Source organism: Streptomyces sp. NPDC014889 (genome assembly GCF_043081205.1).
In the GTDB taxonomy this organism is placed as follows: Bacteria; Actinomycetota; Actinomycetes; order Streptomycetales; family Streptomycetaceae; genus Streptomyces.
In genome coordinates, this window is record NZ_JBIBWH010000019.1 from 31,616 (window position 1) to 52,300 (window position 20,685).

21 protein-coding genes are annotated in these 20,685 nt (G+C 72.6%); 10 read left to right on the plus strand and 11 right to left on the minus strand.

Annotation, left to right across the window (positions count from 1 at the left end):
* The first annotated feature begins 3 nt into the window (after positions 1 to 3).
* A complete protein-coding gene (gene recX / locus ACF09J_RS30875) occupies positions 4 to 882 on the plus strand; it encodes a recombination regulator RecX (RefSeq protein ID WP_392308748.1) in 879 nt (292 codons plus the stop codon).
* Between the two features lie 99 nt (positions 883 to 981).
* Here the strand turns inward: recX and ACF09J_RS30880 are convergent, their stop codons facing one another.
* The 8 genes from ACF09J_RS30880 to ACF09J_RS30915 form a co-directional block, all read right to left on the minus strand.
* On the minus strand, positions 982 to 1,404 hold the full coding sequence (locus ACF09J_RS30880; protein WP_392308749.1) for a rhodanese-like domain-containing protein: 423 nt from the start codon (positions 1,402 to 1,404) through the stop codon (positions 982 to 984).
* Positions 1,401 to 1,967, minus strand: a complete 567-nt coding sequence (locus tag ACF09J_RS30885) for a cysteine dioxygenase (RefSeq protein ID WP_392308835.1) — start codon at positions 1,965 to 1,967, stop codon at positions 1,401 to 1,403. Before ACF09J_RS30885 ends, ACF09J_RS30880 begins: the two co-directional genes overlap by 4 nt.
* 175 nt (positions 1,968 to 2,142) lie before the next feature.
* Positions 2,143 to 2,229 (minus strand): putative leader peptide, encoded by an 87-nt coding sequence (locus ACF09J_RS30890; RefSeq protein WP_348638505.1) that lies wholly within the window; start codon positions 2,227 to 2,229, stop codon positions 2,143 to 2,145.
* Between the two features lie 98 nt (positions 2,230 to 2,327).
* A complete protein-coding gene (locus ACF09J_RS30895) occupies positions 2,328 to 3,929 on the minus strand; it encodes an FAD-dependent monooxygenase (protein WP_392308750.1) in 1,602 nt (533 codons plus the stop codon).
* A gap of 176 nt (positions 3,930 to 4,105) precedes the next feature.
* Positions 4,106 to 4,987, minus strand: coding sequence for an amino acid ABC transporter permease (locus tag ACF09J_RS30900; protein WP_392308751.1), 882 nt, complete (start codon positions 4,985 to 4,987; stop codon positions 4,106 to 4,108).
* Positions 4,984 to 5,649 (minus strand): amino acid ABC transporter permease, encoded by a 666-nt coding sequence (locus ACF09J_RS30905; protein WP_392308752.1) that lies wholly within the window; start codon positions 5,647 to 5,649, stop codon positions 4,984 to 4,986. Before ACF09J_RS30905 ends, ACF09J_RS30900 begins: the two co-directional genes overlap by 4 nt.
* A 75-nt stretch (positions 5,650 to 5,724) precedes the next feature.
* Positions 5,725 to 6,564: a glutamate ABC transporter substrate-binding protein gene (locus ACF09J_RS30910; protein WP_392308753.1), complete on the minus strand. Its 840-nt coding sequence runs from the start codon at positions 6,562 to 6,564 to the stop codon at positions 5,725 to 5,727.
* Positions 6,565 to 6,666: 102 nt separating this feature from the next.
* Positions 6,667 to 7,443: an amino acid ABC transporter ATP-binding protein gene (locus tag ACF09J_RS30915; RefSeq protein WP_392308754.1), complete on the minus strand. Its 777-nt coding sequence runs from the start codon at positions 7,441 to 7,443 to the stop codon at positions 6,667 to 6,669.
* Between the two features lie 285 nt (positions 7,444 to 7,728).
* Here ACF09J_RS30915 and ACF09J_RS30920 point away from each other — a divergent pair, with 285 nt between their 5' ends.
* Both ACF09J_RS30920 and ACF09J_RS30925 read left to right on the plus strand, forming a co-directional pair.
* Complete coding sequence (locus ACF09J_RS30920; RefSeq protein ID WP_392308755.1) at positions 7,729 to 8,415, plus strand: response regulator transcription factor; 687 nt, start codon at positions 7,729 to 7,731, stop codon at positions 8,413 to 8,415.
* 9 nt (positions 8,416 to 8,424) lie between these two features.
* Positions 8,425 to 9,843 carry a sensor histidine kinase gene (locus tag ACF09J_RS30925; RefSeq protein WP_392308756.1) on the plus strand — a complete coding sequence of 473 codons (1,419 nt, stop codon included), beginning with the start codon at positions 8,425 to 8,427 and terminating at the stop codon, positions 9,841 to 9,843.
* Here the strand turns inward: ACF09J_RS30925 and ACF09J_RS30930 are convergent.
* On the minus strand, positions 9,833 to 10,831 hold the full coding sequence (locus ACF09J_RS30930) for a TAXI family TRAP transporter solute-binding subunit (protein ID WP_392308757.1): 999 nt from the start codon (positions 10,829 to 10,831) through the stop codon (positions 9,833 to 9,835). The two genes, ACF09J_RS30925 and ACF09J_RS30930, sit on opposite strands and share 11 nt — an antisense overlap.
* 104 nt (positions 10,832 to 10,935) lie before the next feature.
* Here ACF09J_RS30930 and ACF09J_RS30935 point away from each other — a divergent pair, with 104 nt between their 5' ends.
* Positions 10,936 to 11,340 carry a MazG nucleotide pyrophosphohydrolase domain-containing protein gene (locus ACF09J_RS30935; RefSeq protein ID WP_392308758.1) on the plus strand — a complete coding sequence of 135 codons (405 nt, stop codon included), beginning with the start codon at positions 10,936 to 10,938 and terminating at the stop codon, positions 11,338 to 11,340.
* Positions 11,341 to 11,355: 15 nt separating this feature from the next.
* Here ACF09J_RS30935 and ACF09J_RS30940 read toward each other — a convergent pair whose 3' ends face one another.
* Positions 11,356 to 12,561 (minus strand): glycosyltransferase 87 family protein, encoded by a 1,206-nt coding sequence (locus tag ACF09J_RS30940; protein WP_392308759.1) that lies wholly within the window; start codon positions 12,559 to 12,561, stop codon positions 11,356 to 11,358.
* 190 nt (positions 12,562 to 12,751) lie between these two features.
* On the opposite strand from ACF09J_RS30940, the gene miaB reads away from it, so the two are divergent.
* On the plus strand, positions 12,752 to 14,281 hold the full coding sequence (gene miaB, locus ACF09J_RS30945) for a tRNA (N6-isopentenyl adenosine(37)-C2)-methylthiotransferase MiaB (protein WP_392308760.1): 1,530 nt from the start codon (positions 12,752 to 12,754) through the stop codon (positions 14,279 to 14,281).
* Positions 14,282 to 14,339: 58 nt separating this feature from the next.
* The gene (locus tag ACF09J_RS30950) at positions 14,340 to 15,053 is read left to right on the plus strand and encodes a class III extradiol dioxygenase subunit B-like domain-containing protein (protein WP_392308761.1); all 714 of its coding nucleotides are present in this window, start codon (positions 14,340 to 14,342) and stop codon (positions 15,051 to 15,053) included.
* Between the two features lie 99 nt (positions 15,054 to 15,152).
* Here ACF09J_RS30950 and ACF09J_RS30955 read toward each other — a convergent pair whose 3' ends face one another.
* Entirely contained in the window at positions 15,153 to 15,485 is a 333-nt protein-coding gene (locus ACF09J_RS30955) for an antitoxin (protein WP_392308762.1), read from the minus strand.
* A gap of 187 nt (positions 15,486 to 15,672) precedes the next feature.
* Between ACF09J_RS30955 and miaA the strand changes: the two genes are divergently transcribed.
* From miaA to ACF09J_RS30975, 4 genes are all read left to right on the plus strand, one after another.
* Positions 15,673 to 16,611, plus strand: coding sequence for a tRNA (adenosine(37)-N6)-dimethylallyltransferase MiaA (gene miaA / locus ACF09J_RS30960; RefSeq protein ID WP_392308763.1), 939 nt, complete (start codon positions 15,673 to 15,675; stop codon positions 16,609 to 16,611).
* A 108-nt stretch (positions 16,612 to 16,719) separates the two neighbouring features.
* Entirely contained in the window at positions 16,720 to 17,217 is a 498-nt protein-coding gene (locus ACF09J_RS30965; RefSeq protein ID WP_392308764.1) for a hypothetical protein, read from the plus strand.
* A gap of 83 nt (positions 17,218 to 17,300) precedes the next feature.
* Positions 17,301 to 18,170 carry a diaminopimelate epimerase gene (dapF, locus tag ACF09J_RS30970; RefSeq protein ID WP_392308765.1) on the plus strand — a complete coding sequence of 290 codons (870 nt, stop codon included), beginning with the start codon at positions 17,301 to 17,303 and terminating at the stop codon, positions 18,168 to 18,170.
* Between the two features lie 299 nt (positions 18,171 to 18,469).
* Positions 18,470 to 20,653, plus strand: a complete 2,184-nt coding sequence (locus ACF09J_RS30975; protein WP_392308766.1) for a RelA/SpoT family protein — start codon at positions 18,470 to 18,472, stop codon at positions 20,651 to 20,653.
* The last annotated feature ends 32 nt before the right edge of the window (positions 20,654 to 20,685 follow it).

The window sequence follows — 20,685 nt, forward strand, 5'->3', positions numbered from 1 at the left end:
CCCGTGACACGGCGAACCGACTGGGCCGAGTACGAGCACGAGCACGAGTACGCCGCCTTCGGTGCCCCACGGGGGAGGGGCATCGGGGACGCCCTCGGCTCGGGCACGGACCAGGACGACGCGTACGGAGACGGGGCGTACGGAGACAGGGCGTACGGACACGGCGTGTACGGGGAGGCCGGACCGGGCGGTGGTGTGCCCGGGGACGACGGCGGACAGCGGCGCGCGGGTGGCCCACCCGTGGGTGGTGCGCGCCGGGGCGGCTCGCGTGACGGCGGGCCGCGCGGTGGACGCGGGGGCCGTCGGCGCGGCCCCGGCGAGGCGTCCGCCGAGGACGGGGGCGCCTCCTCCCCGAAGAGGGCTGGGCAGGGGGAGCCCCCGGGGGACCCGGTGGAGCGGGCGCGCGCCATCTGCCTGCGCCTGCTCACCGGGACCCCGCGGACCCGCAAGCAGCTCGCGGACGCCCTGCGCAAGCGGGAGATCCCGGACGAGGCGGCGGACGAGGTCCTCTCCAGGTTCGAGGAGGTCGGGCTGATCGACGACAGCGCGTTCGCGGACGCCTGGGTGGAGTCCCGGCACCACGGACGCGGACTGGCCCGGCGCGCCCTCGCCCGGGAGCTGCGGACCAAGGGTGTCGACGCGGCACTGATCGACGAGGCGGTCGGCCGGCTCGACGCCGAGCAGGAGGAGGCCACCGCGCGCGAGCTCGTCGCGCGCAAGCTGCGCTCCACCCGTGGCCTCGACCGCGACAAACGGCTGCGCCGCCTCGCCGGGATGCTCGCCCGCAAGGGCTACTCCGAGGGCCTTGCCCTGCGCGTGGTCCGGCAGGCGCTGGAGGAGGAGGGCGAGGACACGGACTTCCTCGCCGACGAGGGCTACTGAGCCGACGCCCGCCGGAGCGTCCGCCGCGGGGAGGCACGGACGACACCATGGGGTGCGCGGGCTCGCGGGCTCAGGTCCGGGCTTCCCGCTGCCGTCCTACTACGACGGCTGCGCGCCGCCGTCCCACGGCGTCACCGGCAGGCCGGCCGAGCGCCATGCCTGGAAGCCGCCGACCAGATCGGTCGCCCGGAGCAGCCCCAGCTGACGCAGGGAGACGGCCGCCAGACTCGACGCGTAGCCCTCGTTGCAGACGACGACCACGCGCAGGTCGTGGCCGGTGGCCTCGGGGACGCGGTGGCTGCCCAGGGGGTCGAGGCGCCACTCCAGCTCGTTGCGCTCCACGACGAGGGCGCCCGGGATCAGGCCGTCCCTCGTGCGCAGCGCGGCGTAGCGGATGTCCACCAGGAGGGCGTCGCCGGCCTGGGCGGCCGCGTACGCCTCGCGCGCCTCGACGCGTGCGTAGCCCCGGCGGACCCGGTCCAGCAACTCGTCGATTCCGACGGGTGGTTGAGGCGTGCTCACTGCCAGTCCTCCGGACGCTCGACCTGCTCGAGGCGCAGGGTCTGCCCGGCGCGGCTGTAGCGGCGGATGCGGGGCAGCGGCGGGTGGTAGGCGTGCACGGAGACGGCGTGCCGGTCGGTGGACTCGTTCAGCACCTCGTGCACATGGTGGCGGCCGAAGGAGCGGCCGCGCCCCGCCGGGAGCCGCCGTTCGCGGTCGACGCCGTCGGTGAGTTCGAGGGTCCGCCAACCGTCGGTGGGCAGCCGGGCCGCGAGCGCGTTCTCCTTCAACTCGCCCGCGGCGGTGACGAAGGCGCCGACCGAGTCGGCGTGGTCGTGCCAGCCCGTGCCGGTGCCGGGCGGCCAGCCGATCAGCCAGGCCTCGCTGCCACCGGGCCCCTCCAGGCGCACCCAGGTGCGGCCCTCCGGGTCGAGCGGAAGCGAGGCGATCAGCTCGGCGTCGGCGGCGGTGCGCCGCACGAAGTCGAGGAGTTCCGCCTGAGTCGGCGCCTGCTCGAAGGACGCGGAGGACGCGGAGGCGGCGGGAGCAGACCCTGCGGGAGAGGACCCGGCGGGCGGGGCCACAGCAGGGGAGGGGTCGGAAGCGGGGGACACGGGAGCCGGGGACCCGAGGGGCGAGACAGACACGTACACCGTCCTGAAGAGCGTTCGCGGAGGGCGCGCGGCGGCACAGGGTACGGACGTACGGCGTACGGAGGTGTGCGGATCGGGCGGCGCGCGCCGGGAGAGGGAGGCGAGTTCAGCAGGCCGGACGACACACGCAGCCCGCATAGCGGACGAGGTCCATATGGACCCTCCGCCACAGGCGCACATCGGTGTCGGTCACGTTCGGGAGTAGACCATGGCAGTGCGCACCGGTCAACTCGCCTCCACCCTGTGGACCGTACGGTGCGTGCGGTCCGCGCGGTCCACAGGGCTCCGCGGTCAGCGCGCGCCCGCCCCGGCACGGTCCTCGGCACGTCCGGCGCCGCCCAGTGCCGTCTCCGCCGCGGTGTACAGGTCGGCCGGGCGCACCCCGCTCAGCGCGGTGACCAGGTGACCGTCGGGCCGTACCAGCAGCACGGTGTGCGGAGCGGCGCCCGGGTAGCTCTCGGCGACCAGCAGCTCGGCGGGGTGCGGCAGCGCGGTCACCGCCGCGGCCAGCCGGGGCATGATGCCGGCGCTCACCCAGTGCCGGCGCTCCCACACACCCGTACCCGGCGCGATCAGCACCACGAGCAGGGCCCCTCGGCCCAGCCGGTCCCTCAGCGGCACGAAGGAGCCGTCCTCCGCGGTCACCACCACATCGGCGACCGGGGCGCCGGCCGGCGTGTCCACGAGGACCTCCCCGTCCAGCGGCGGCGGGGTGAGCGGCGAGTCCGTGTACGCCCCCGGCGCGCCCAGCGGTCCGCGTCCCAGGTGGCCGTCCATCAGCAGGGCGTCGTTTCCACGGCCGGACCCGGGCACGAGGGACCGCAGTCCGCCGCTCCCGCGCAGCACCGGCAGCAGTTGGTCGGCGGCGCGCAGCCGGGCGGCGACGATGGCGCGACGCTCGGTCTGGTAGCTGTTCAGCAGCGCCTCGTGCGGCCCGTGGTGCCAGGCCGGCGCCAGCTTCCAGGCGAGGTTGTCGGCGTCCCGCAGGCCCTCGTCGAGACCCTGGGTGCCGAGCGCGCCGAGCAGATGCGCCGCGTCCCCGGCGAGGAAGACCCGCCCGGCGCGCCAGCGCCGCGCCACCCGGTGGTGGACGGTGTGGACACCGGTGTCCAGCAGCTCGTACGACGGCGAGGATTCGCCGGTCCAGCCGGAGAGGGTCTCCCGGATGCGGGCGAGCAGCAGTTCGGGTGTGACCAGGTCCTTGCCGGGCGGCAGCAGCCAGTCCAGTCGCCACACGTCGTCCGGGAGCGGACGGGCGGCGATCTCCCCGGCGAAGGGGCCGGTCGTCCGCCACGGCGGCAGCCGGTGGAGGAACGCTTCGCCCGGATGGGGCAGTTCGGTGCGCACCGCGGCGACGGCGTGCCGTTCGACCGCCGTGCGGCCGGGGAAGCGGATGTCCTGGAGCTTGCGCACGGTCGACCGCGGGCCGTCGCAGCCGACCAGGTAACTGCCGCGCCACCAGGTGCCGCCCGGGCCGCGGGTGTGGACGGTGACCCCCTTGGTCTCCTGCTCCATGCGGTCGAGCCGGCTGTCCACGGCGAGTTCGACCAGCGGTTCGCGGGCGGCGGCGGCGCGCAGGGCGCCCGTCAGAACGTGCTGGGCGATGTGCAGCGGCGCGGGTTCGGCGTCGTCGAAGGTGATGTCGCGCATCACCTGTTTGCGCCGCAACGACCGCCATCCGGCCCAACGGAGCCCGGCCCCGCCGAGCGGAGTGCCGGCCAGGCGCTCCACGAGCGCGGCGGTGTCCTCGCGCAGGACGGCCGTGCGCGCGGCGCGCGGCGCGTCCGTGCCGGAGCCCTCGTCGAGCACGACGGACGGCACCTCCTGACGCGCCAGCGCCAGGGCGAGCGTGAGCCCGACGGGCCCCGCCCCGACAACGATCACCGGATCCACGGCGCGGCGCCCCCTGCCCGCAGCGGTGTCCTGACGGACAGGTGTGAAGAAAGAACCGGAGCAGGGTGCACGATCACAGAACGTATGCAACCCATTGCCGCTGCTTGCGTCAAGTGACGGGGGCGGTGGTGATCACTCCACTGCCCCCATGTCACTTCTGTCCCGGTGAACGGCCGTCAGGCGGAGGTTCCCGTCGACTCGGCGCCGCCCACCGCCGCGGCCGAGAGCACCGCGCCCGTCGACTTCTTCCCGCGTCGCAGCCGCCGCTCCAGCCAGCTCGCGAAGCTGGTGAGGCTGAAGTTGATGGCCACAAAGATCAACGCCACGACGGTGAAGCAGGCGATGGTGTTCGCACCGTAGTAGGAGCTCATGGGGGACACGGCGGCCAGCAGATCCGAGAAGGTGAGGACCGCGCCGCCGAGTGCGGTGTCCTTCACGATGACCACGAGCTGGCTCACGATCGCCGGCAGCATCGCGGTGACCGCCTGCGGCAGCAGGACCGATGTCATGATCTGGGTCTTGCGCAGTCCGATCGCCTGCGCGGCCTCCGTCTGGCCCCTGGGCAGGGCGAGGATGCCCGCGCGGACGATCTCCGCGAGGACCGAGGCGTTGTAGAGCACCAGACCGGTGACGACCGCGAACAGCGGCCGGTCGTCCGAGCTGACGTTGGTGTAAGCGGCGAACAGCGCCGTACCGAAGATCATCAGGATCAGCACCGGAATGGCGCGGAAGAACTCCACGACCACCGTGGCCGGGACCCTGATCCAGGCGTGGTCGGAGAGGCGCGCGATGCCGAAGACCGCGCCGAGGGGCAGCGCGATGAGCATCGACAGGGCCGCCGCGATCAGCGTGTTCTTCAGCCCGGGCAGGATGTACGTGGTCCATGCCTCGGAGCCGAAGAACGGCTTCCACTTGTCCCAGTCCAGCTGGCCCTTGTCGCTCAGGCTCTGCAGCACCCACCACACCAGCGCCGCGAAGGCGAGGACGAACACGACGGTGTAGAGGACGTTGCGCCGCTTGGCCCTGGGACCCTGGGCGTCGTACAGCACGGAGGTCATCGCTTCACCGCCACCTTCTTGCCCACCCAGCCGAGGATCAGGCCGGTCGGCAGCGTCAGGCACACGAAGCCGAACGCGAAGACCGCGGAGATCAGCAGGAGTTGTGCCTCGTTCTCGATCATCTTCTTCATCAGCAGGGCCGCCTCGGCCACGCCGATCGCCGCCGCCACCGTGGTGTTCTTGGTGAGGGCGATCAGCACGTTGGTGAGCGGGCCGACCACCGAGCGGAAGGCCTGCGGCAGCACGACCAGGGTCAGCACCTGGGTGAAGTTCAGCCCGAGGGCGCGGGCCGCCTCCGCCTGGCCGACCGGCACCGTGTTGATGCCGGAGCGGATCGCCTCACAGACGAACGCCGCGGTGTAGGCGATCAGACCCAGCACGGCGAGCCGGAAGTTGATGGTGTCGAAGTCCTGCGCACCGACGTTCACGCGGAGCGTCTGGTCCAGGCCCAGTGAGGTGAACAGGATGATCACCGTCAGCGGGATGTTCCGCACGACGTTGACGTAGGCGGTGCCGAAACCGCGCATGAACGGCACCGGGCCGACGCGCATGGCGGCCAGCAGGGTGCCCCAGACCAGAGAGCCGGCGGCCGAGAGCAGCGTGAGCTGCACGGTCACCCAGAAGGCTCCCAGCAGGTCGTAGCCTTGAAGAAAATCGAACACGATCTCCCGCGCTTCCGCGTGTGGTGGGCCCCGGTGCGCCGCCCTGTGCGGGCGGCGCACCCGGCGGGCGCTGACTCAGCTCTTGACGTCGCCGATCTTCGGCGCGGGCTCGTACTTGTAGTTCGCGGGACCGAAGTTGGCCTCGACGGCCTTCTCCCACGAACCGTCGGAGACCATGTCCTCGAGGGCCTTGTTGATCTTGTCCTTGAGGTCGCTGCCCTTCTTGACGCCGATGCCGTAGTTCTCGTTGGTCATCTTGAGGCCGGCCAGCTTGAACTTGCCCTTGAACTGCTCCTGGGAGGCGTAACCGGCGAGGATCGAGTCGTCCGTCGTCAGCGCGTCGATCGCCTTGTTCTGCAGGCCGGTCAGACAGGCCGAGTACGTCGGGTACTGCAGGAGGTCCGCCTTGGGCGCCAGCTTGTCCTTGACGTTCTGGGCAGAGGTCGAACCGGTGACCGAGCACAGCTTCTTGCTGTTCAGGTCGGCCGGCGACTTGATCGAGTTGTCGTCGGCGCGGATCAGCACGTCCTGGTGGGCCAGCAGGTAGGGGCCGGCGAAGTCGACCTTCTGCTCGCGCTCCGGGGTGATGGAGTACGTGGCGGTGATGAAGTCCACGTCGCCGCGCTGCAGCATCGTCTCGCGGTCGGCGCTCTTGGACTCCTTCCACTCGATCTGGTTCTCGTCGTAACCGAGCTTCTTGGCGATGTACTTGGCCACGTCGACGTCGAAGCCGGAGTAGCCCTGCGGGGTCTTCTGGCCGAGGCCCGGCTGGTCGTACTTGATGCCGACGGCGATCTTCTTCTTGCCACCGCCCGACGACCCCTCGTCCTTCTTGTCGTTCGAGCTGCACGCCGTCGCCGAGAGGGCGAGGGCGAGGACGACGGCCGAGGCGGCGGTGACCTTGCGGAGCTTCATGTGAACTTCCTTCGGTGTTGAGGAGATGCAGAGCCGTCGGGACGGCGACGGCAGGATCACGGGCGGGCCGGTGGCATACGGTGCCACCGGCGGGCCGCCGTGTCAGTGGTGCAGGATCTTCGACAGGAAGTCCCTGGCCCGGTCGCTGCGCGGGTTGCTGAAGAACTGGTCGGGCGTGGCCTCTTCGACGATCCGGCCGTCGGCCATGAAGACCACCCGGTTCGCGGCCGAACGGGCGAAGCCCATCTCGTGGGTGACGACGACCATCGTCATGCCGTCCCGGGCGAGTTGCTGCATGACCTCCAGCACCTCGTTGATCATCTCCGGGTCGAGCGCCGAGGTCGGCTCGTCGAACAGCATGACCTTCGGGTCCATGGCCAGCGCCCGCGCGATGGCCACGCGCTGCTGCTGGCCGCCGGAGAGCTGCGCGGGGTACTTGTCGGCCTGCGCGCCCACCCCGACCCGGTCGAGCAGCTCACGGGCCCGCTCCTCGGCCTTCTTCTTGTCCGCGCGGCGGACCTTGACCTGGCCGAGCATCACGTTCTCGAGCACGGTCTTGTGCGCGAAGAGGTTGAAGGACTGGAAGACCATGCCGACGTCGGCGCGCAGCCGGGCCAGCTCCTTGCCCTCCTGCGGCAGCGGCTTGCCGTCGATCGTGATGGTGCCCGAATCGATGGTTTCCAGACGGTTGATGGTGCGGCACAGAGTGGACTTCCCGGACCCGGAGGGTCCGATGACCACGACGACCTCGCCGCGGGCGATCGTCAGCTCGATGTCCTGGAGCACGTGCAACGCGCCGAAGTGCTTGTTGACGCTCTTCAGGACGACCAGATCCGCGGTCGAGGCCACGTCTTCCTTGGCCATCGATACTTCGGTCATCGCTTTCAGGCTCCGTCCTCCTCGGTTTCGGGGGACAGTAATGACCGATGCGACCTGCGTCACCATATCTGAGGGAGATCTGAGCATCACGATCCGGTAGCGGCCGTACACATGTCGTAGCGCGACAGGGTGGGGCGCGTACCGGCTGGATAACGACACACGTGTGCAACCGGAAGCCTCTTGACGCCGTCCTCGTCCATCGGCGTCACTGCCATGGTGCACGCGCGTGCGTGCACGACGTGTACCCACTGTGACCGTACGACTCATGAACCGGAGGGGGCCGGAATGCGACTGCTCCTCGTCGAGGACGACAACCACGTCGCCGCCGCCCTGTCCGCGGTCCTGGCGCGGCACGGCTTCGACGTCACCCACGCCCGCAGCGGCGAGGAGGCCCTCCAGGCGTTCGTCCCCGAGAGCGCCTCCTTCGGCGTGGTGCTGCTCGACCTGGGCCTGCCCGACCAGGACGGCTACGAGGTCTGCGCCAGGATCCGCAAGCGCACCACTACCCCCGTGATCATGGTGACCGCCCGCTCCGACGTCCGCTCCCGCATCCACGGCCTCAACCTGGGCGCCGACGACTACGTGGTCAAGCCCTACGACACCGGGGAGCTGCTCGCCCGTATCCACGCCGTCAGCCGCCGCACCGCGCACGAGGACGCGAGCGCCGCCGGCGAGAGCATCCTGCGCCTGGGCGCGGTCCACATCGAACTGCCCACCCGGCAGGTCAGCGTGGACGGCACGGTCGTCCAGCTCACCCGCAAGGAGTTCGACCTGCTCGCGCTGCTCGCCCAGCGCCCCGGCGTGGTCTTCCGGCGGGAGCAGATCATCAGCGAGGTGTGGCAGACCAGCTGGGAGGGGACCGGACGGACCCTGGAGGTGCACGTCGCCTCCCTGCGCTCCAAGCTGCATACGCCGGCGCTCATCGAGACCGTACGCGGCGTCGGGTACCGCCTCGTCGCCCCGGCCGCCTAGCGGGGACGGGTGAGCTCACGTCTGCTGCCGCTGCTCATCGTCCTGATGGCGGCCGTCCTGCTCGCGCTCGGCGTCCCGCTCGCCGTCAGCGTCGCCGGCGCCGAGCAGCAGAAGGCGGTCGTGGACCGCATCGACGACACCGCGCGCTTCGCCGCCCTCGCCCAGTTCGTCACCGACGGGACCAGCGGCGGCTCCCGGCGCACGGTCCCGGACGAGCGGCTGGAGACCCTCCGCCGCGAACTCGGCAGCTACCACGGGGTCTACGGCATCAGGGCCGGCGTCTTCTACCGGACCGGCGCCCCGATGGCCAATGCTCCGGGCAACTGGTCGCTGCCCAGGTCCGGCGAGGTCCGCGACGCCTTCGACGAGGCGCTGCTGAGCCGGCGCAGCCACGACCCGGAGCAGGTCTGGCCCTGGCAGCGCCACCGGCTCGTCGTCGCCTCCCCGGTGATCCGGGACGGTGACGTCGTCGCGGTCGTCGTCACCGACTCGCCCACCGGCCAGATGCGTTCGCGGACCCTGCACGGCTGGCTGCTCGTCGGCACCGGCGAGATCGCCGCGATGCTGCTCGCCGTCGGCGCGGCGCTGCGGCTGACCGGCTGGGTGCTCAGGCCCGTGCGCATCCTCGACGCCACCACCCACGACATCGCCACCGGGCGGCTGAAGTCCCGGGTGGCGGCCGCCGGCGGGCCGCCCGAACTGCGGCGGCTCGCCCGGTCGTTCAACGAGATGGCGGACAACGTCGAGGACGTCCTCGAGCAGCAGCGCGCCTTCGTCGCCGACGCCTCGCACCAGTTGCGCAACCCGCTCTCCGCGCTGCTGCTGCGCATCGAGCTGCTCGCGCTCGAACTGCCGCAGGGCAACGAGGAGATCGCCTCGGTGCGCACCGAGGGCAAGCGCCTGGCCCAGGTCCTGGACGACCTGCTCGACCTGGCGCTCGCCGAGCACGTGGAGCCGGATCTGCGGCTCATCGACATCGGGGAGCTGGCCGCCGAGCGGGTGGCGGCCTGGGCGCCGACCGCCGAGGCCAAGGGGGTGCGGCTGGCCGGGGACTGCCCGGCCACCACGGCCTGGGCCGACCCCGTGGCCCTGTCGTCCGCGCTGGACGCGGTGATCGACAACGCGGTGAAGTTCACGCCGGCCGGCGAGGGCGTCGACGTGATGGTCTCCTTCGACCGCGGCACCTCGACGATCACCGTCGCCGATCACGGCCCCGGCCTGACCGACGAGGAACTCGCCCGCGTCGGCGACCGCTTCTGGCGCAGCGGACGCCACCAGAACGTCCAGGGCTCCGGTCTCGGCCTGTCCATCTCCCGCGCCCTGCTCGCGGCGGGCGGCGGCTCCATCTCCTACGCCCGGCACCGGGAGGAGGAGCCGCGCGGACTGCGGGTGACCGTGACCGTGCCGAGGTCGGCGCCTACGGCTTGACCGAGCGGTAGTAGCGCCGCGCGCCCTCGTGCAGGGTCAGCGGGTCGGTGTAGATCGCGGTGCGCAGGTCGACGAGCTGGGCCGAGTGGACATGCGCGCCGATGCCGTCACGGCTCTTGATGACGGTGCGGGTCACCCACTCCGTCAGTCTCGGGTCCATGTCCTTGCGCGTCATCAGCACGTTGGACACGGCGATGGTGGGCACGATCGCGCCGTGCTGGACCGACGGGTACGCCGACTCCGGCATGTTGGTGGCGCGGTAGTAGCGGGTGGCGCCGCCCTCGGCGTGCAGTCGGGCCACCAGATCGGCCTCGATCGGCACGAAGCGGTACGGGAACTGCTCGGCCAGCCGTCGCAGACCGTCCGTCGGGAGCCCGCCCGACCAGAAGAACGCGTCGAGATGGCCCTGCCGCAGCCGGTCCGGGGCGGTGCCTATGCCGTCGCCCATCGGGCGGATGTCCGTCTCCGGGTCGATCCCGGCCGTCCTGAGCACCCGCTCGGCGATCAGCCGGACCCCGGACTCCGGCGGCCCGACCGACACCCGCTTGCCGCGCAGGTCCGCCACGGAGCGGATGCGCGAGTCGCGCGGGACGACGAGCTGCACGTAGTCGTCGTAGAGGCGGGCCACACCGCGCAGCCGCGAGGCACCCGGGCCGTGGTTCAGCTCGTACGTCTCCACCGCGTCCGCCGCGGCGATGGTGAAGTCGGACCGGCCGGTCGCCACGCGGGCGACGTTCTCCTGGGAGCCGTCGCTGGTCAGCAGCCGCACCTTCAGGTCCGGCATGTCCTTGGCGAACGCGGTGCGCAGCCGCACGCCGTACTCCTGGTAGACCCCGCGCAGCGTTCCCGTGCTGAAGGTGATCATCCCGCTCGGCGGCGCCTCGCCCAGGGGCAGCAGCCACCACAGCAGCAGCCCGAGGACCACGACCCCGGCGGCCGTGCCCTGGAGGCCGCGGCGTCGTCCGATACGGCGGAACAGCGTAGACATGCGCGCGATCCTGCCAGCGGGACGCCGTGCTGACCAGGGGCGGGCTGCCCGGCGGCCGGCCGGAACGGCCGGTGACGTCCGGGCCGGCGGCTACCCTCGCGGGTATGAGTTCCTCGCCCGCCGACCTGGTCCGTGAGTTCCACCGTGCCTTCGGGCTCGACGCCCGCCCCACGCCCACGCGGGTGCCGCCGGAGCTCGCCGCGCACCGCGGGGAACTGCTCGCGGAGGAGGCGGCCGAGGTCGCGGAGGTCTCGGTCGGCGGCCCGCTCGACCGGCTCGCGCACGAGCTGGCGGACGTCGTGTACGTGGCGTACGGCACCGCCCTGGTGCACGGCATCGACCTCGACGAGGTGATCGCCGAGATCCACCGCGCCAACATGACCAAGATCGGCCCGGACGGACGGATCGCCCGCCGCGCCGACGGCAAGGTGCTCAAGGGTGAGCACTACGTGGCACCCGACGTGTCGGCCGTGCTGCGCCGGCAGGGGTGGGTCCCCGACGGCGTCTGAGGGTGCGCGACCGCATCACGGCAGCCCCGAGTCCGTGGGCAGCCGTGGTGAGGGACGGGCGCACCGTACGGCGAGCACCAGCGCCAGCACGGACAGGGTGGCCGCGTCCTTGAGCGCTCTGCGGGTCGAGGCGTCCAGGTGCGGGAAGGTGAACTGGGGCACCTGCGGGACGAGCGCCACCCAGAACCACGGCGAACGCGTCACCGGGTCCGCCTCCAGCGCCCCGGCGGCCAGCAGCGGCACCACGACGACCAGGTAGTGGTCGTAGGACGGCCGGGACACCAGGTAGGAGGCCAGCATCAGCAGCGCGGCCGTGTCCGCGAGCCGCGCCGGACCCGGATCGCCGCGCCGCCAGCGCAGCCGGGCGCAGAGCACACCGGCCGCCGCCGCTGCCAGGGCCACCGCCTCGGCCGGGACGGGCGGCAGCCCCAGCCGCGGCAGCACCGCCGGCAGTGAGGCGTCGAACGGCCGCATCAGACCGTCCCCGCCCCTGAGCAGGAAGGGCAGGGTGCGGGTGAAGAAGCCGCCCGGGTCCGGCATGATCAGGGCCGCGCCCGCCGAGAGGGCCAGCGGCACCGCCACCATCCAGGCCAGCGCCCGCCACCGCCGGGCCAGCACCAGCAGGACGACCACGGGCAGCAGCAGCGGCTTCACCGCCACCGAGAGGCCCAGGACCACCCCGGCCATGTCCCAGCGGCCCCGGTCGGCCAGCAGCAGCGCCAGCGGCAACGCAAGGGCGGCGACCGCCGTCCAGTTCCCCAGGTTCACCAGGTGGCCGAGCGGCGCCCAGCACAGCACCAGCGCCAGCAGCCCCAGCACCGCGAACCGGCTGCACGCGGGCACCCGGAACAGGCGCACCGCGCACCACCAGCCGCCCGCGGTCAGCGCCACGCAGGCCATCGGCGCGGCGACGCGCACCAGGGACGCCGGCAGCGCGGCCTGCCCGGCGGCGAACAGCACGGCACTCGGCAGATAGAGGAACCGCCGGTCGGCGTACGGAGCGCCACCGGCGAGCCAGACCTGCCCGGCATGGACGACGAAGGCGTTGTCCATGCCTCCCAGGGTGGACACGACGGCCACGCGCGCGGCGCGGGCGAACAGGACGACGGCGAGGAGGGCGACCGGAACGGGACCGGCCGGCCGCAGCAGCCACGCCCGCAGCACCGCGGTCGGGGGCACGTCCGGTACGGGTGCCCGCAGGGAGTCACGTAGCTCCGTCACGCGTGTCATTCTGGGCCAGTTGTCCCCCTGTGGGAGGAAGTGGCCGGTCGTGTCGCCGTCATGCGGACGCAAAGCCCTGCCGCCGGTCCGGCGCTCCCGCGGACCCGCGCGCCGCCCGGCCCCCGCCCGGCCCGTGGGGGCGTGCCGCTCCGCCGTCCTGGGGCCGTCCGGGACCACCTACCCTTGTTGCATGACCAGCAGCAGCGACCGGAGCCCCGCAGTGGACGTTCAAGGACCCAAGAGCTACGAGATCCGCACCTACGGGTGCCAGATGAACGTCCACGACTCCGAGCGGCTGGCCGGCCTGCTCGAGGAGGCCGGCTACGTGCGGGCGCCCGAGGGGGCGGACGGCGACGCGGACGTCGTCGTCTTCAACACCTGCGCCGTCCGGGAGAACGCCGACAACCGGCTGTACGGCAACCTGGGGCACCTCGCGCCGCAGAAGGCGAAGCGGCCCGGGATGCAGATCGCGGTCGGCGGCTGCCTGGCGCAGAAGGACCGGGACACCATCGTGAAGAGGGCGCCCTGGGTGGACGTCGTCTTCGGCACGCACAACATCGGCAAGCTGCCCGTCCTGCTGGAGCGCGCCCGCGTGCAGCAGGAGGCGCAGGTGGAGATCGCCGAGTCCCTCGAGGCGTTCCCCTCCACGCTGCCCACGCGGCGCGAGAGCGCGTACGCGGCCTGGGTCTCGATCTCGGTCGGCTGCAACAACACCTGCACCTTCTGCATCGTCCCCGCGCTGCGCGGCAAGGAGAAGGACCGCCGCCCCGGCGACATCCTCGCCGAGGTGGAGGCCCTGGTCGCCGAGGGCGTCTCCGAGATCACGCTGCTCGGCCAGAACGTCAACGCCTACGGCTCCGACATCGGCGACCGTGAGGCGTTCAGCAAGCTGCTGCGGGCCTGCGGGAACATCGACGGCCTGGAGCGGGTCCGCTTCACCTCACCGCACCCGCGCGACTTCACCGACGACGTGATCGCCGCGATGGCGGAGACCCCGAACGCCATGCCGCAGCTGCACATGCCGCTGCAGTCCGGCTCCGACACGGTGCTGAAGGCGATGCGCCGCTCCTACCGGCAGGAGCGCTACCTCGGGATCATCGAGAAGGTCCGCGCCGCCATCCCGCACGCCGCGATCACCACCGACATCATCGTGGGCTTCCCCGGCGAGACCGAGGAGGACTTCGAGCAGACGCTGCACGTCGTGCGTGAGGCGCGCTTCGCGCAGGCGTTCACCTTCCAGTACTCCAAGCGTCCGGGCACCCCGGCCGCCGAGATGGCGGACCAGATCCCCAAGGAGGTCGTCCAGGCCCGCTACGAGCGGCTGGTCGCGCTCCAGGAGGAGATCTCCTGGGAGGAGAACAAGAAGCAGGTCGGCCGCACGCTGGAGCTGATGGTCGCCGAGGGCGAGGGCCGCAAGGACGGCACCACGCACCGCCTCTCCGGCCGCGCCCCCGACAACCGCCTGGTCCACTTCACCAAGCCCGAGCAGGACGTGCGCCCCGGCGACGTGGTCACCGTCGAGGTCACCTACGCCGCCCCGCACCACCTCCTGGCCGAGGGCCCGGTGCTCGACGTGCGCCGCACGCGCGCGGGTGACGCGTGGGAGAAGCGCAACGCCGCCGAGGCAGCCAAGCCGGCCGGTGTCATGCTCGGCCTGCCGAAGGTGGGCGCGCCCGAGCCGCTGCCGGCCGCCGCGGGCAGCGGCTGCGGCTGCGACTGACCCGGCGGGGGACCGGCCGGCCGACGTCCGGCCGACCGGCGGCGTTACGCTGCGGATCATGCTTGTCGCCGCCGCCGTCTGCCCCTGCCCGCCCCTCCTCGTGCCCGAGGTGGCCGCGGGAGCCGCGTCCGAGCTGGACTCCGCCCGGGCCGCCTGCACGGACGCGCTGGGCGTGCTCGCCGCCGCCCGGCCCGACCTGCTGGTGGTCGTCGGACCCGCGGAGGCCTCCGGGAGCGGCCCCCACCCGGAGGGCACCCGGGGCTCGTTCCGCGGCTTCGGCGTGGACCTGGAGGTGCGGCTCGGCCGGGACACGGGCGCCGGGTCCGCGGGCGAGCTGCCGTCCTCGCTCGCCGTCGCCGCCCGGCTCCTCGAGCGCACCGGCTGGTCCGACGCCCCGGTCGAGGGACTCGGCGTGGAGGCGTCACTGACGCCCGAGCGGTGTGCGGCGGCCGGCCGGGACCTCGCCGCGCGGGCCGGCCGTGTGGCGCTGCTGGTGATGGGCGACGCCAGCGCGCGGCGCACGCTCAAGGCGCCGGGGTATCTCGACGAACGGGCCGAACCCTTCGACGCGGGCGTCGCCCGGGCGTTGGGCGAGGCCGACACGTCGGCTCTGATGGCGCTGGACGTCGCGCTGGCGCACGAACTGAAGGCGTCGGGCCGCGCCTCCTGGCAGGTACTGGCCGGCGCGGCCGAGGGCGCCGGCCTGTCCGGCGCCCTGCTCCACGACGACGCACCGTACGGAGTGGGGTACTTGGTCGCGACCTGGTCATGAGTAAGCCCGCTTTTGCGTGAGCCTGCCGCTGAGCGGGACACGGCGCACACGACGGACGGCCGGGAGACCCGAGGTCTCCCGGCCGTCCGCCGTCGCCCCTCAGGACGTGGGGGGCGGTCCCTCCGGCGGCGTCGGCGCGGAAGCGCCGCCCGGCGCCGTGCCGGTGCCCGGGTCCGGGCTCGTGCCCGTCTCCGGGGTGGTACGGGTCTCCGGTCCCGTCTCGCCCTTGTGGGCGAGCCGGTCCACGGCGTCCTTGGCCTTGCCCGTACCCGCGTGGATCCTGTCGCTGTACTTGCCCTTGGTCTTCTCGTCGACCACCTTCGCGGCTTTGTCGAGGCGCTCCCCGATCGTGCCCCCGTGGCGCTGGGCGAGGTCCGACACCTTCTCCTTGGCCGGACCGATCCTGGCCTTCATGTTGTCCAGCAGACCCATGGTTCACCTTCCCTGACGGGGCGGATTCCTGCTCCCCGGCGGTCGAGGCCCCCTCCGCCCGTTCAACCTCCGAAGGAGTCGCGCAAAAACGTCCATACTCACTCGATACTCTACTCGCCCTACCCCGTCACCTGCCGTCACACGACTCGTGCGAGGCACCGCCCGCGGGGTTTGGGAGACTGGTGCGGTGAGCAGCGCACCCCCCGCCCCCCGCGTCATCGCCGTCGTCGGCCCCACCGCGGCCGGAAAGTCCGATCTCGGCGTCTTCCTCGCCCAGCGCCTCGGCGGCGAGGTCGTCAACGCCGACTCCATGCAGCTCTACCGAGGGATGGACATCGGCACCGCGAAGCTGACGCCCGAGGAGCGCGGTGGCGTACCGCACCACCTGCTCGACGTCTGGGACGTGACCGTCACGGCCTCCGTCGCCGAGTACCAGCGGCTCGCCCGGGAGCGGATCGACGCGCTGCTCGCCGAGGGGCGCTGGCCGGTCCTGGTCGGCGGCTCCGGCCTGTACGTCCGCGGGGCCGTGGACAACCTGGAGTTCCCCGGCACCGACCCCGAGGTGCGCGCCCGGCTGGAGGACGAACTCACGCTACGCGGCTCCGGGGCGCTGCACGCCCGCCTCGCCGCCGCCGACCCCGAGGCCGCGCGGGCGATCCTGCCCGGCAACGGCCGCCGGATCGTCCGGGCCCTTGAGGTGATCGCGATCACCGGCCGCCCCTTCACCGCGAACCTCCCGGGCCACGACTCGGTCTACGACACCGTCCAGATCGGCGTCGACGTGGCCCGACCCGAACTCGACGAGCGCATCGCGCGCCGGGTCGACCGCATGTGGGAGGCGGGGCTCGTGGACGAGGTGCGCGCGCTGGAGGCGCGGGGCCTGCGCGAGGGGCGTACGGCATCGCGTGCGCTCGGCTACCAGCAGGTGCTCGCGGCGCTCGCCGGGGAGTGCACGCTCGACGAGGCGCGCGCGGAGACCGTACGCGCCACGAAACGCTTCGCGCGCCGCCAGGACTCCTGGTTCCGGCGCGACCCCCGAGTGCACTGGCTGAGCGGGGCCGCGGCGGACCTCACGGAACTTCCGCATCTCGCCCTGGCGTTGGTCGAAGGACCGGTTACAGCCTGATCACGTCATGGCATCGGGACGCCCAGGCCGTCATCCAGGCCTCCGGCGCCGTGCCATCATCAAGCTCGGATCGACCGAGTGAAGTCCTAGTTGGGAGGGCGCGTGGCGATGGAGGCCGGCCCTCGCGACACCGCACAAGACACCGACCGCATCACCGTGGAGCGCGGCGGAGCGGAACCGGACGAGGACTCGTTGAGCCCCGACGGGCCCGACGAGACGCAGGGCGGTGTGACCGCGGACGGACCTGGTCCCGAGGAGATGTTCCCCGGGCCCGAGGTGGAGGTCGAGCTGCGCCCGCAGCGGCGGCTGCGCATCTGGCAGCTGGCCCCGATCGTGGGCCTGGCCGTCGTCGGCTCCCTGATGTTCGCCTTCCCGCTGGCCTTCGACGGCGACAACGGCGCCGTGATCGCCATGCTGGGGCTGCTGATCTGCTCCTGCTCGGCCGGCTGGGGCATGATGGCCGCCCGCCGTGTCGGCCACACCTGGCCGGGCCTGCCGCCGCGCGGCTCCGGGCGGCGTCTCGACTGGCGGGTGATCGGCGCTTACGTCCTCGTCGTCGCCGTGGTCGTGGTGCTCGCCGTCTGGCGGGTCGCGCGGCTGCGCTAGAGCCTGGTCGCCCGGTCCTGTTCGCGCCGGTGCCCCGTGAACGTGATCACCGGGTTGCCGGAGCGACCCCGTACGATCGAGCCATGAGCACGCGCATCCCCTTCCTCAAGGGTCACGGCACGGAGAACGACTTCGTGATCGTCCCCGACCCGGAGAACGCCGTCGAGCTGTCCCCGGCGGCCGTCGCCGCCCTGTGCGACCGGCGCGCGGGCATCGGCGGGGACGGGGTGCTGCACGTCGTGCGCTCCGCCGCGCACCCCGAGGCCCGCGCGATGGCGGCCGAGGCGGAGTGGTTCATGGACTACCGCAACGCCGACGGCTCCGTCGCTGAGATGTGCGGCAACGGCGTGCGGGTGTTCGCGCGCTACCTCCAGCACGCCGGTCACACGACGGAGGGCGACCTCGCGATCGCCACGCGCGGAGGCGTGAAGACGGCGCACATCGCCAAGGACGGGAACATCACCGTCGGCATGGGCAGGGCGGCGCTCCCCGAAGGCGACGTCACCGTGAGCGTCGGCGGGCGGACCTGGCCCGCGCGCAACGTGAACATGGGCAATCCGCACGCGGTCGCCTTCGTCGACGACCTCGCCGACGCCGGCGAACTGCTCTCGCCGCCGCCCTTCAGCCCGGCCTCCGCCTATCCGGACGGCGTGAACGTCGAGTTCGTCGTCGACCGCGGTCCCCGCCATGTCGCCCTGCGCGTGCACGAGCGCGGCTCGGGAGAGACCCGCTCGTGCGGCACGGGCGCGTGTGCCGTCGCCGTGGCGGCCGCCCGGCGCGACGGCGCCGACCCGGCGGCCACCGGGACTCCGGCGACGTACACGGTGGACCTGCCCGGCGGAACGCTGGTGATCACCGAACGGCCGGACGGCGAGATCGAGATGACGGGTCCCGCAGTGATCGTCGCCGAGGGCGTGATCGAGGCGAAGTGGCTGGAAACAGCGGTGGGCTGACGATCGGTCGGCTGGGCATCGCAGTTCCCGGGGCCCATGGGAAGGTCATACGTATGCCCGGAGACGGACGTCGGCAGCGAAACCACGGCCGATCCCCTGTCAGGTGACTGAAAACCGTAAACCTCCTGGCCATCGCTCGAATGGGTGATCCGTTTCACGCTCGCCGGGAGACGGCCGGTCGGGCGTGCTGGGCTCGGTAGCATCAATCACCGGCCCGGACGGGGGATTCCGTCGCCAACCCCTGTGCCGAGTACGCCCTGGGGCACCCCGTCCGCCGGTCCACGCAGCCGGAGGTGCCCATGAGTGCGGATGCCACGAATCCTGCGGCCCCGGGCCCGGTGGCTCCCGCCGAGCCCCGACGCAGGGCCCGCCCGCGGATCGACCTGCGCCGGCTCGGCCGTGCCGCACTGCTCGGCCCGGTCGCCCGCGACCGGCTGCCTGACGCCATCGGCCACGTGGCCGAGGCCCACCGCGCGCACTTCCCCGACGCCGACCTCGAACCGCTGCGCCGCGCCTACGTCCTGGCCGAGTCCTCGCACCGCGGCCAGATGCGCAAGAGCGGCGAGCCGTACATCACGCACCCCCTCGCCGTGACCCTGATCCTCGCCGAACTCGGCGCCGAGACCACGACGTTGACCGCGTCCCTGCTGCACGACACCGTCGAGGACACCGATGTGACGCTGGACCAGGTGCGCGAGCAGTTCGGCGAGGAGGTCCGCTACCTCGTCGACGGCGTCACCAAGCTGGAGAAGGTCGACTACGGCGCGGCCGCCGAGCCCGAGACCTTTCGCAAGATGCTCGTCGCCACCGGCAGCGACGTCCGCGTGATGTCGATCAAACTCGCCGACCGGCTGCACAACATGCGCACCCTCGGCGTGATGCGCCCGGACAAACAGGCCCGCATCGCCAAGGTGACCCGGGACGTCCTCATCCCGCTCGCCGAACGGCTCGGCGTGCAGGCTCTCAAGACCGAGCTGGAGGACCTCGTCTTCGCGATCCTCCACCCCGAGGAGTACGCGCACACGCGGGAGTTGATCGCCGAGAACGCGGACCGCCGGGGCGACCCGCTCACCGAGGTCGCCGAACAGGTGCGCGGAGTACTGCGCGAGGCCGACGTCCCTGCCGAAGTGCTCGTCAGACCACGGCACTTCGTCTCCGTGCACCGGGTCTCCCGCAAGCGCGGCCGGCTGCGCGGCTGCGACTTCGGCCGGCTGCTGGTGCTGGTGAACGAGGACGCCGACTGCTACGCCGTCCTCGGCGAACTCCACACCTGCATGACGCCCGTCGTCTCGGAGTTCAAGGACTTCATCGCCGTACCCAAGTTCAACCTGTACCAGTCGCTGCACACCGCCGTCGCCCGCGAGGACGGACAGGTCGTCGAAGTCCTCATCCGCACGCACCAGATGCACAAGGTCGCCGAGGCCGGGGTCGTCGCCCTCGGCAACCCCTACGCCGCTCCGGCGGAGGAGCAGTGCGCGAGCGACGGCGAGCGCGCCGACCCCACCCGGCCCGGCTGGCTCTCCCGCCTCCTCGAATGGCAGCGGGCCGCGCCGGACCCCGACACCTTCTGGTCCACCCTGCGCGAAGACCTCGCCCAGGACCGCGAGATCACCGTCTTCCGGCCCGACGGCGGCACCCTCGGCCTGCCCGAGGGCGCCACGTGCGTGGACGCCGCGTACGCCCAGTACGGCGAGGACGCGCACGCGTGCTTCGGCGCCCGCGTCAACGGCCGTCTGGCGACGCTGAGCACCGTCCTGAAGGACGGCGACAGCGTACAGCTCCTGATGGGCCAGGACCCGGCCTCCGAGCCCTCCCGGGAATGGCTGGACCACGCCCACACCCCGGCCGCCCGCATCGCCATCCAACGCCGGCTGGCCGCCCGCCAGTCCGCCGTGGACCCGACCCAGGACACCGATGGGGACTACGTGGACTACGTACCGGCCGCGGGGAACCCCGCGGCCGGTACGGGGCCCGCCGGCACGGTCCCGCCGACCGGGCCGGCCGTGAAGACCGCCTTCGGACCTCGCACGGCGGACGTCGTGGTCGTCGGCCGGCCCGACACGGCCGCACGGCTCGCGGGCTGCTGCACGCCCGTGCCGCCCGACGGGATCACCGGCTTCGCCGTACGCGGGGGGATGGTGACCGTGCACCGTGAGGAGTGCGCCGCGGTCGCGCGGATGAGGAGCGCGGGGCGCGCGGAGTTCGGCGTGCACTGGGGCGACACCACCGCGTGCCGTGTCACGCTGCTCGCCGAATCGTTCGGCCGCCCCCATCTGCTGGCCGACCTCACCGAGGCGATCGCCCTCGAAGGCGTCGAGGTCATCTCCGCCACCGTGGCCCCGCCCGCCCAGCAGCGCGTCCGCCACACGTACACCCTCCAGCTCCCCGACGCGGCCGGGCTTCCGGCCCTGATGCGCGCGATGCGCAACGTTCCCGGCGTCTACGACGTGAGCCGGACCCAGCCCCGGCCGCCGGGGTTGTGAGCCGCGGGCCCTTCTTCGCGCGCGATGCCAGG

What these genes read in the sequence shown, in the direction of transcription:
- ACF09J_RS30900 (WP_392308751.1), bottom strand. Translation starts at nt 4,987, where the DNA reads ATGACCTCCGTGCTGTACGACGCCCAGGGTCCCAGGGCCAAGCGGCGC.
- ACF09J_RS30910 (WP_392308753.1), bottom strand. Translation starts at nt 6,564, where the DNA reads ATGAAGCTCCGCAAGGTCACCGCCGCCTCGGCCGTCGTCCTCGCCCTC.
- ACF09J_RS30915 (WP_392308754.1), bottom strand. Translation starts at nt 7,443, where the DNA reads ATGACCGAAGTATCGATGGCCAAGGAAGACGTGGCCTCGACCGCGGAT.
- ACF09J_RS30920 (WP_392308755.1), top strand. Translation starts at nt 7,729, where the DNA reads ATGCGACTGCTCCTCGTCGAGGACGACAACCACGTCGCCGCCGCCCTG.
- ACF09J_RS30930 (WP_392308757.1), bottom strand. Translation starts at nt 10,831, where the DNA reads ATGTCTACGCTGTTCCGCCGTATCGGACGACGCCGCGGCCTCCAGGGC.
- ACF09J_RS30935 (WP_392308758.1), top strand. Translation starts at nt 10,936, where the DNA reads ATGAGTTCCTCGCCCGCCGACCTGGTCCGTGAGTTCCACCGTGCCTTC.
- miaB (WP_392308760.1), top strand. Translation starts at nt 12,752, where the DNA reads ATGACCAGCAGCAGCGACCGGAGCCCCGCAGTGGACGTTCAAGGACCC.
- ACF09J_RS30950 (WP_392308761.1), top strand. Translation starts at nt 14,340, where the DNA reads ATGCTTGTCGCCGCCGCCGTCTGCCCCTGCCCGCCCCTCCTCGTGCCC.
- ACF09J_RS30955 (WP_392308762.1), bottom strand. Translation starts at nt 15,485, where the DNA reads ATGGGTCTGCTGGACAACATGAAGGCCAGGATCGGTCCGGCCAAGGAG.
- ACF09J_RS30965 (WP_392308764.1), top strand. Translation starts at nt 16,720, where the DNA reads ATGGAGGCCGGCCCTCGCGACACCGCACAAGACACCGACCGCATCACC.
- dapF (WP_392308765.1), top strand. Translation starts at nt 17,301, where the DNA reads ATGAGCACGCGCATCCCCTTCCTCAAGGGTCACGGCACGGAGAACGAC.
- ACF09J_RS30975 (WP_392308766.1), top strand. Translation starts at nt 18,470, where the DNA reads ATGAGTGCGGATGCCACGAATCCTGCGGCCCCGGGCCCGGTGGCTCCC.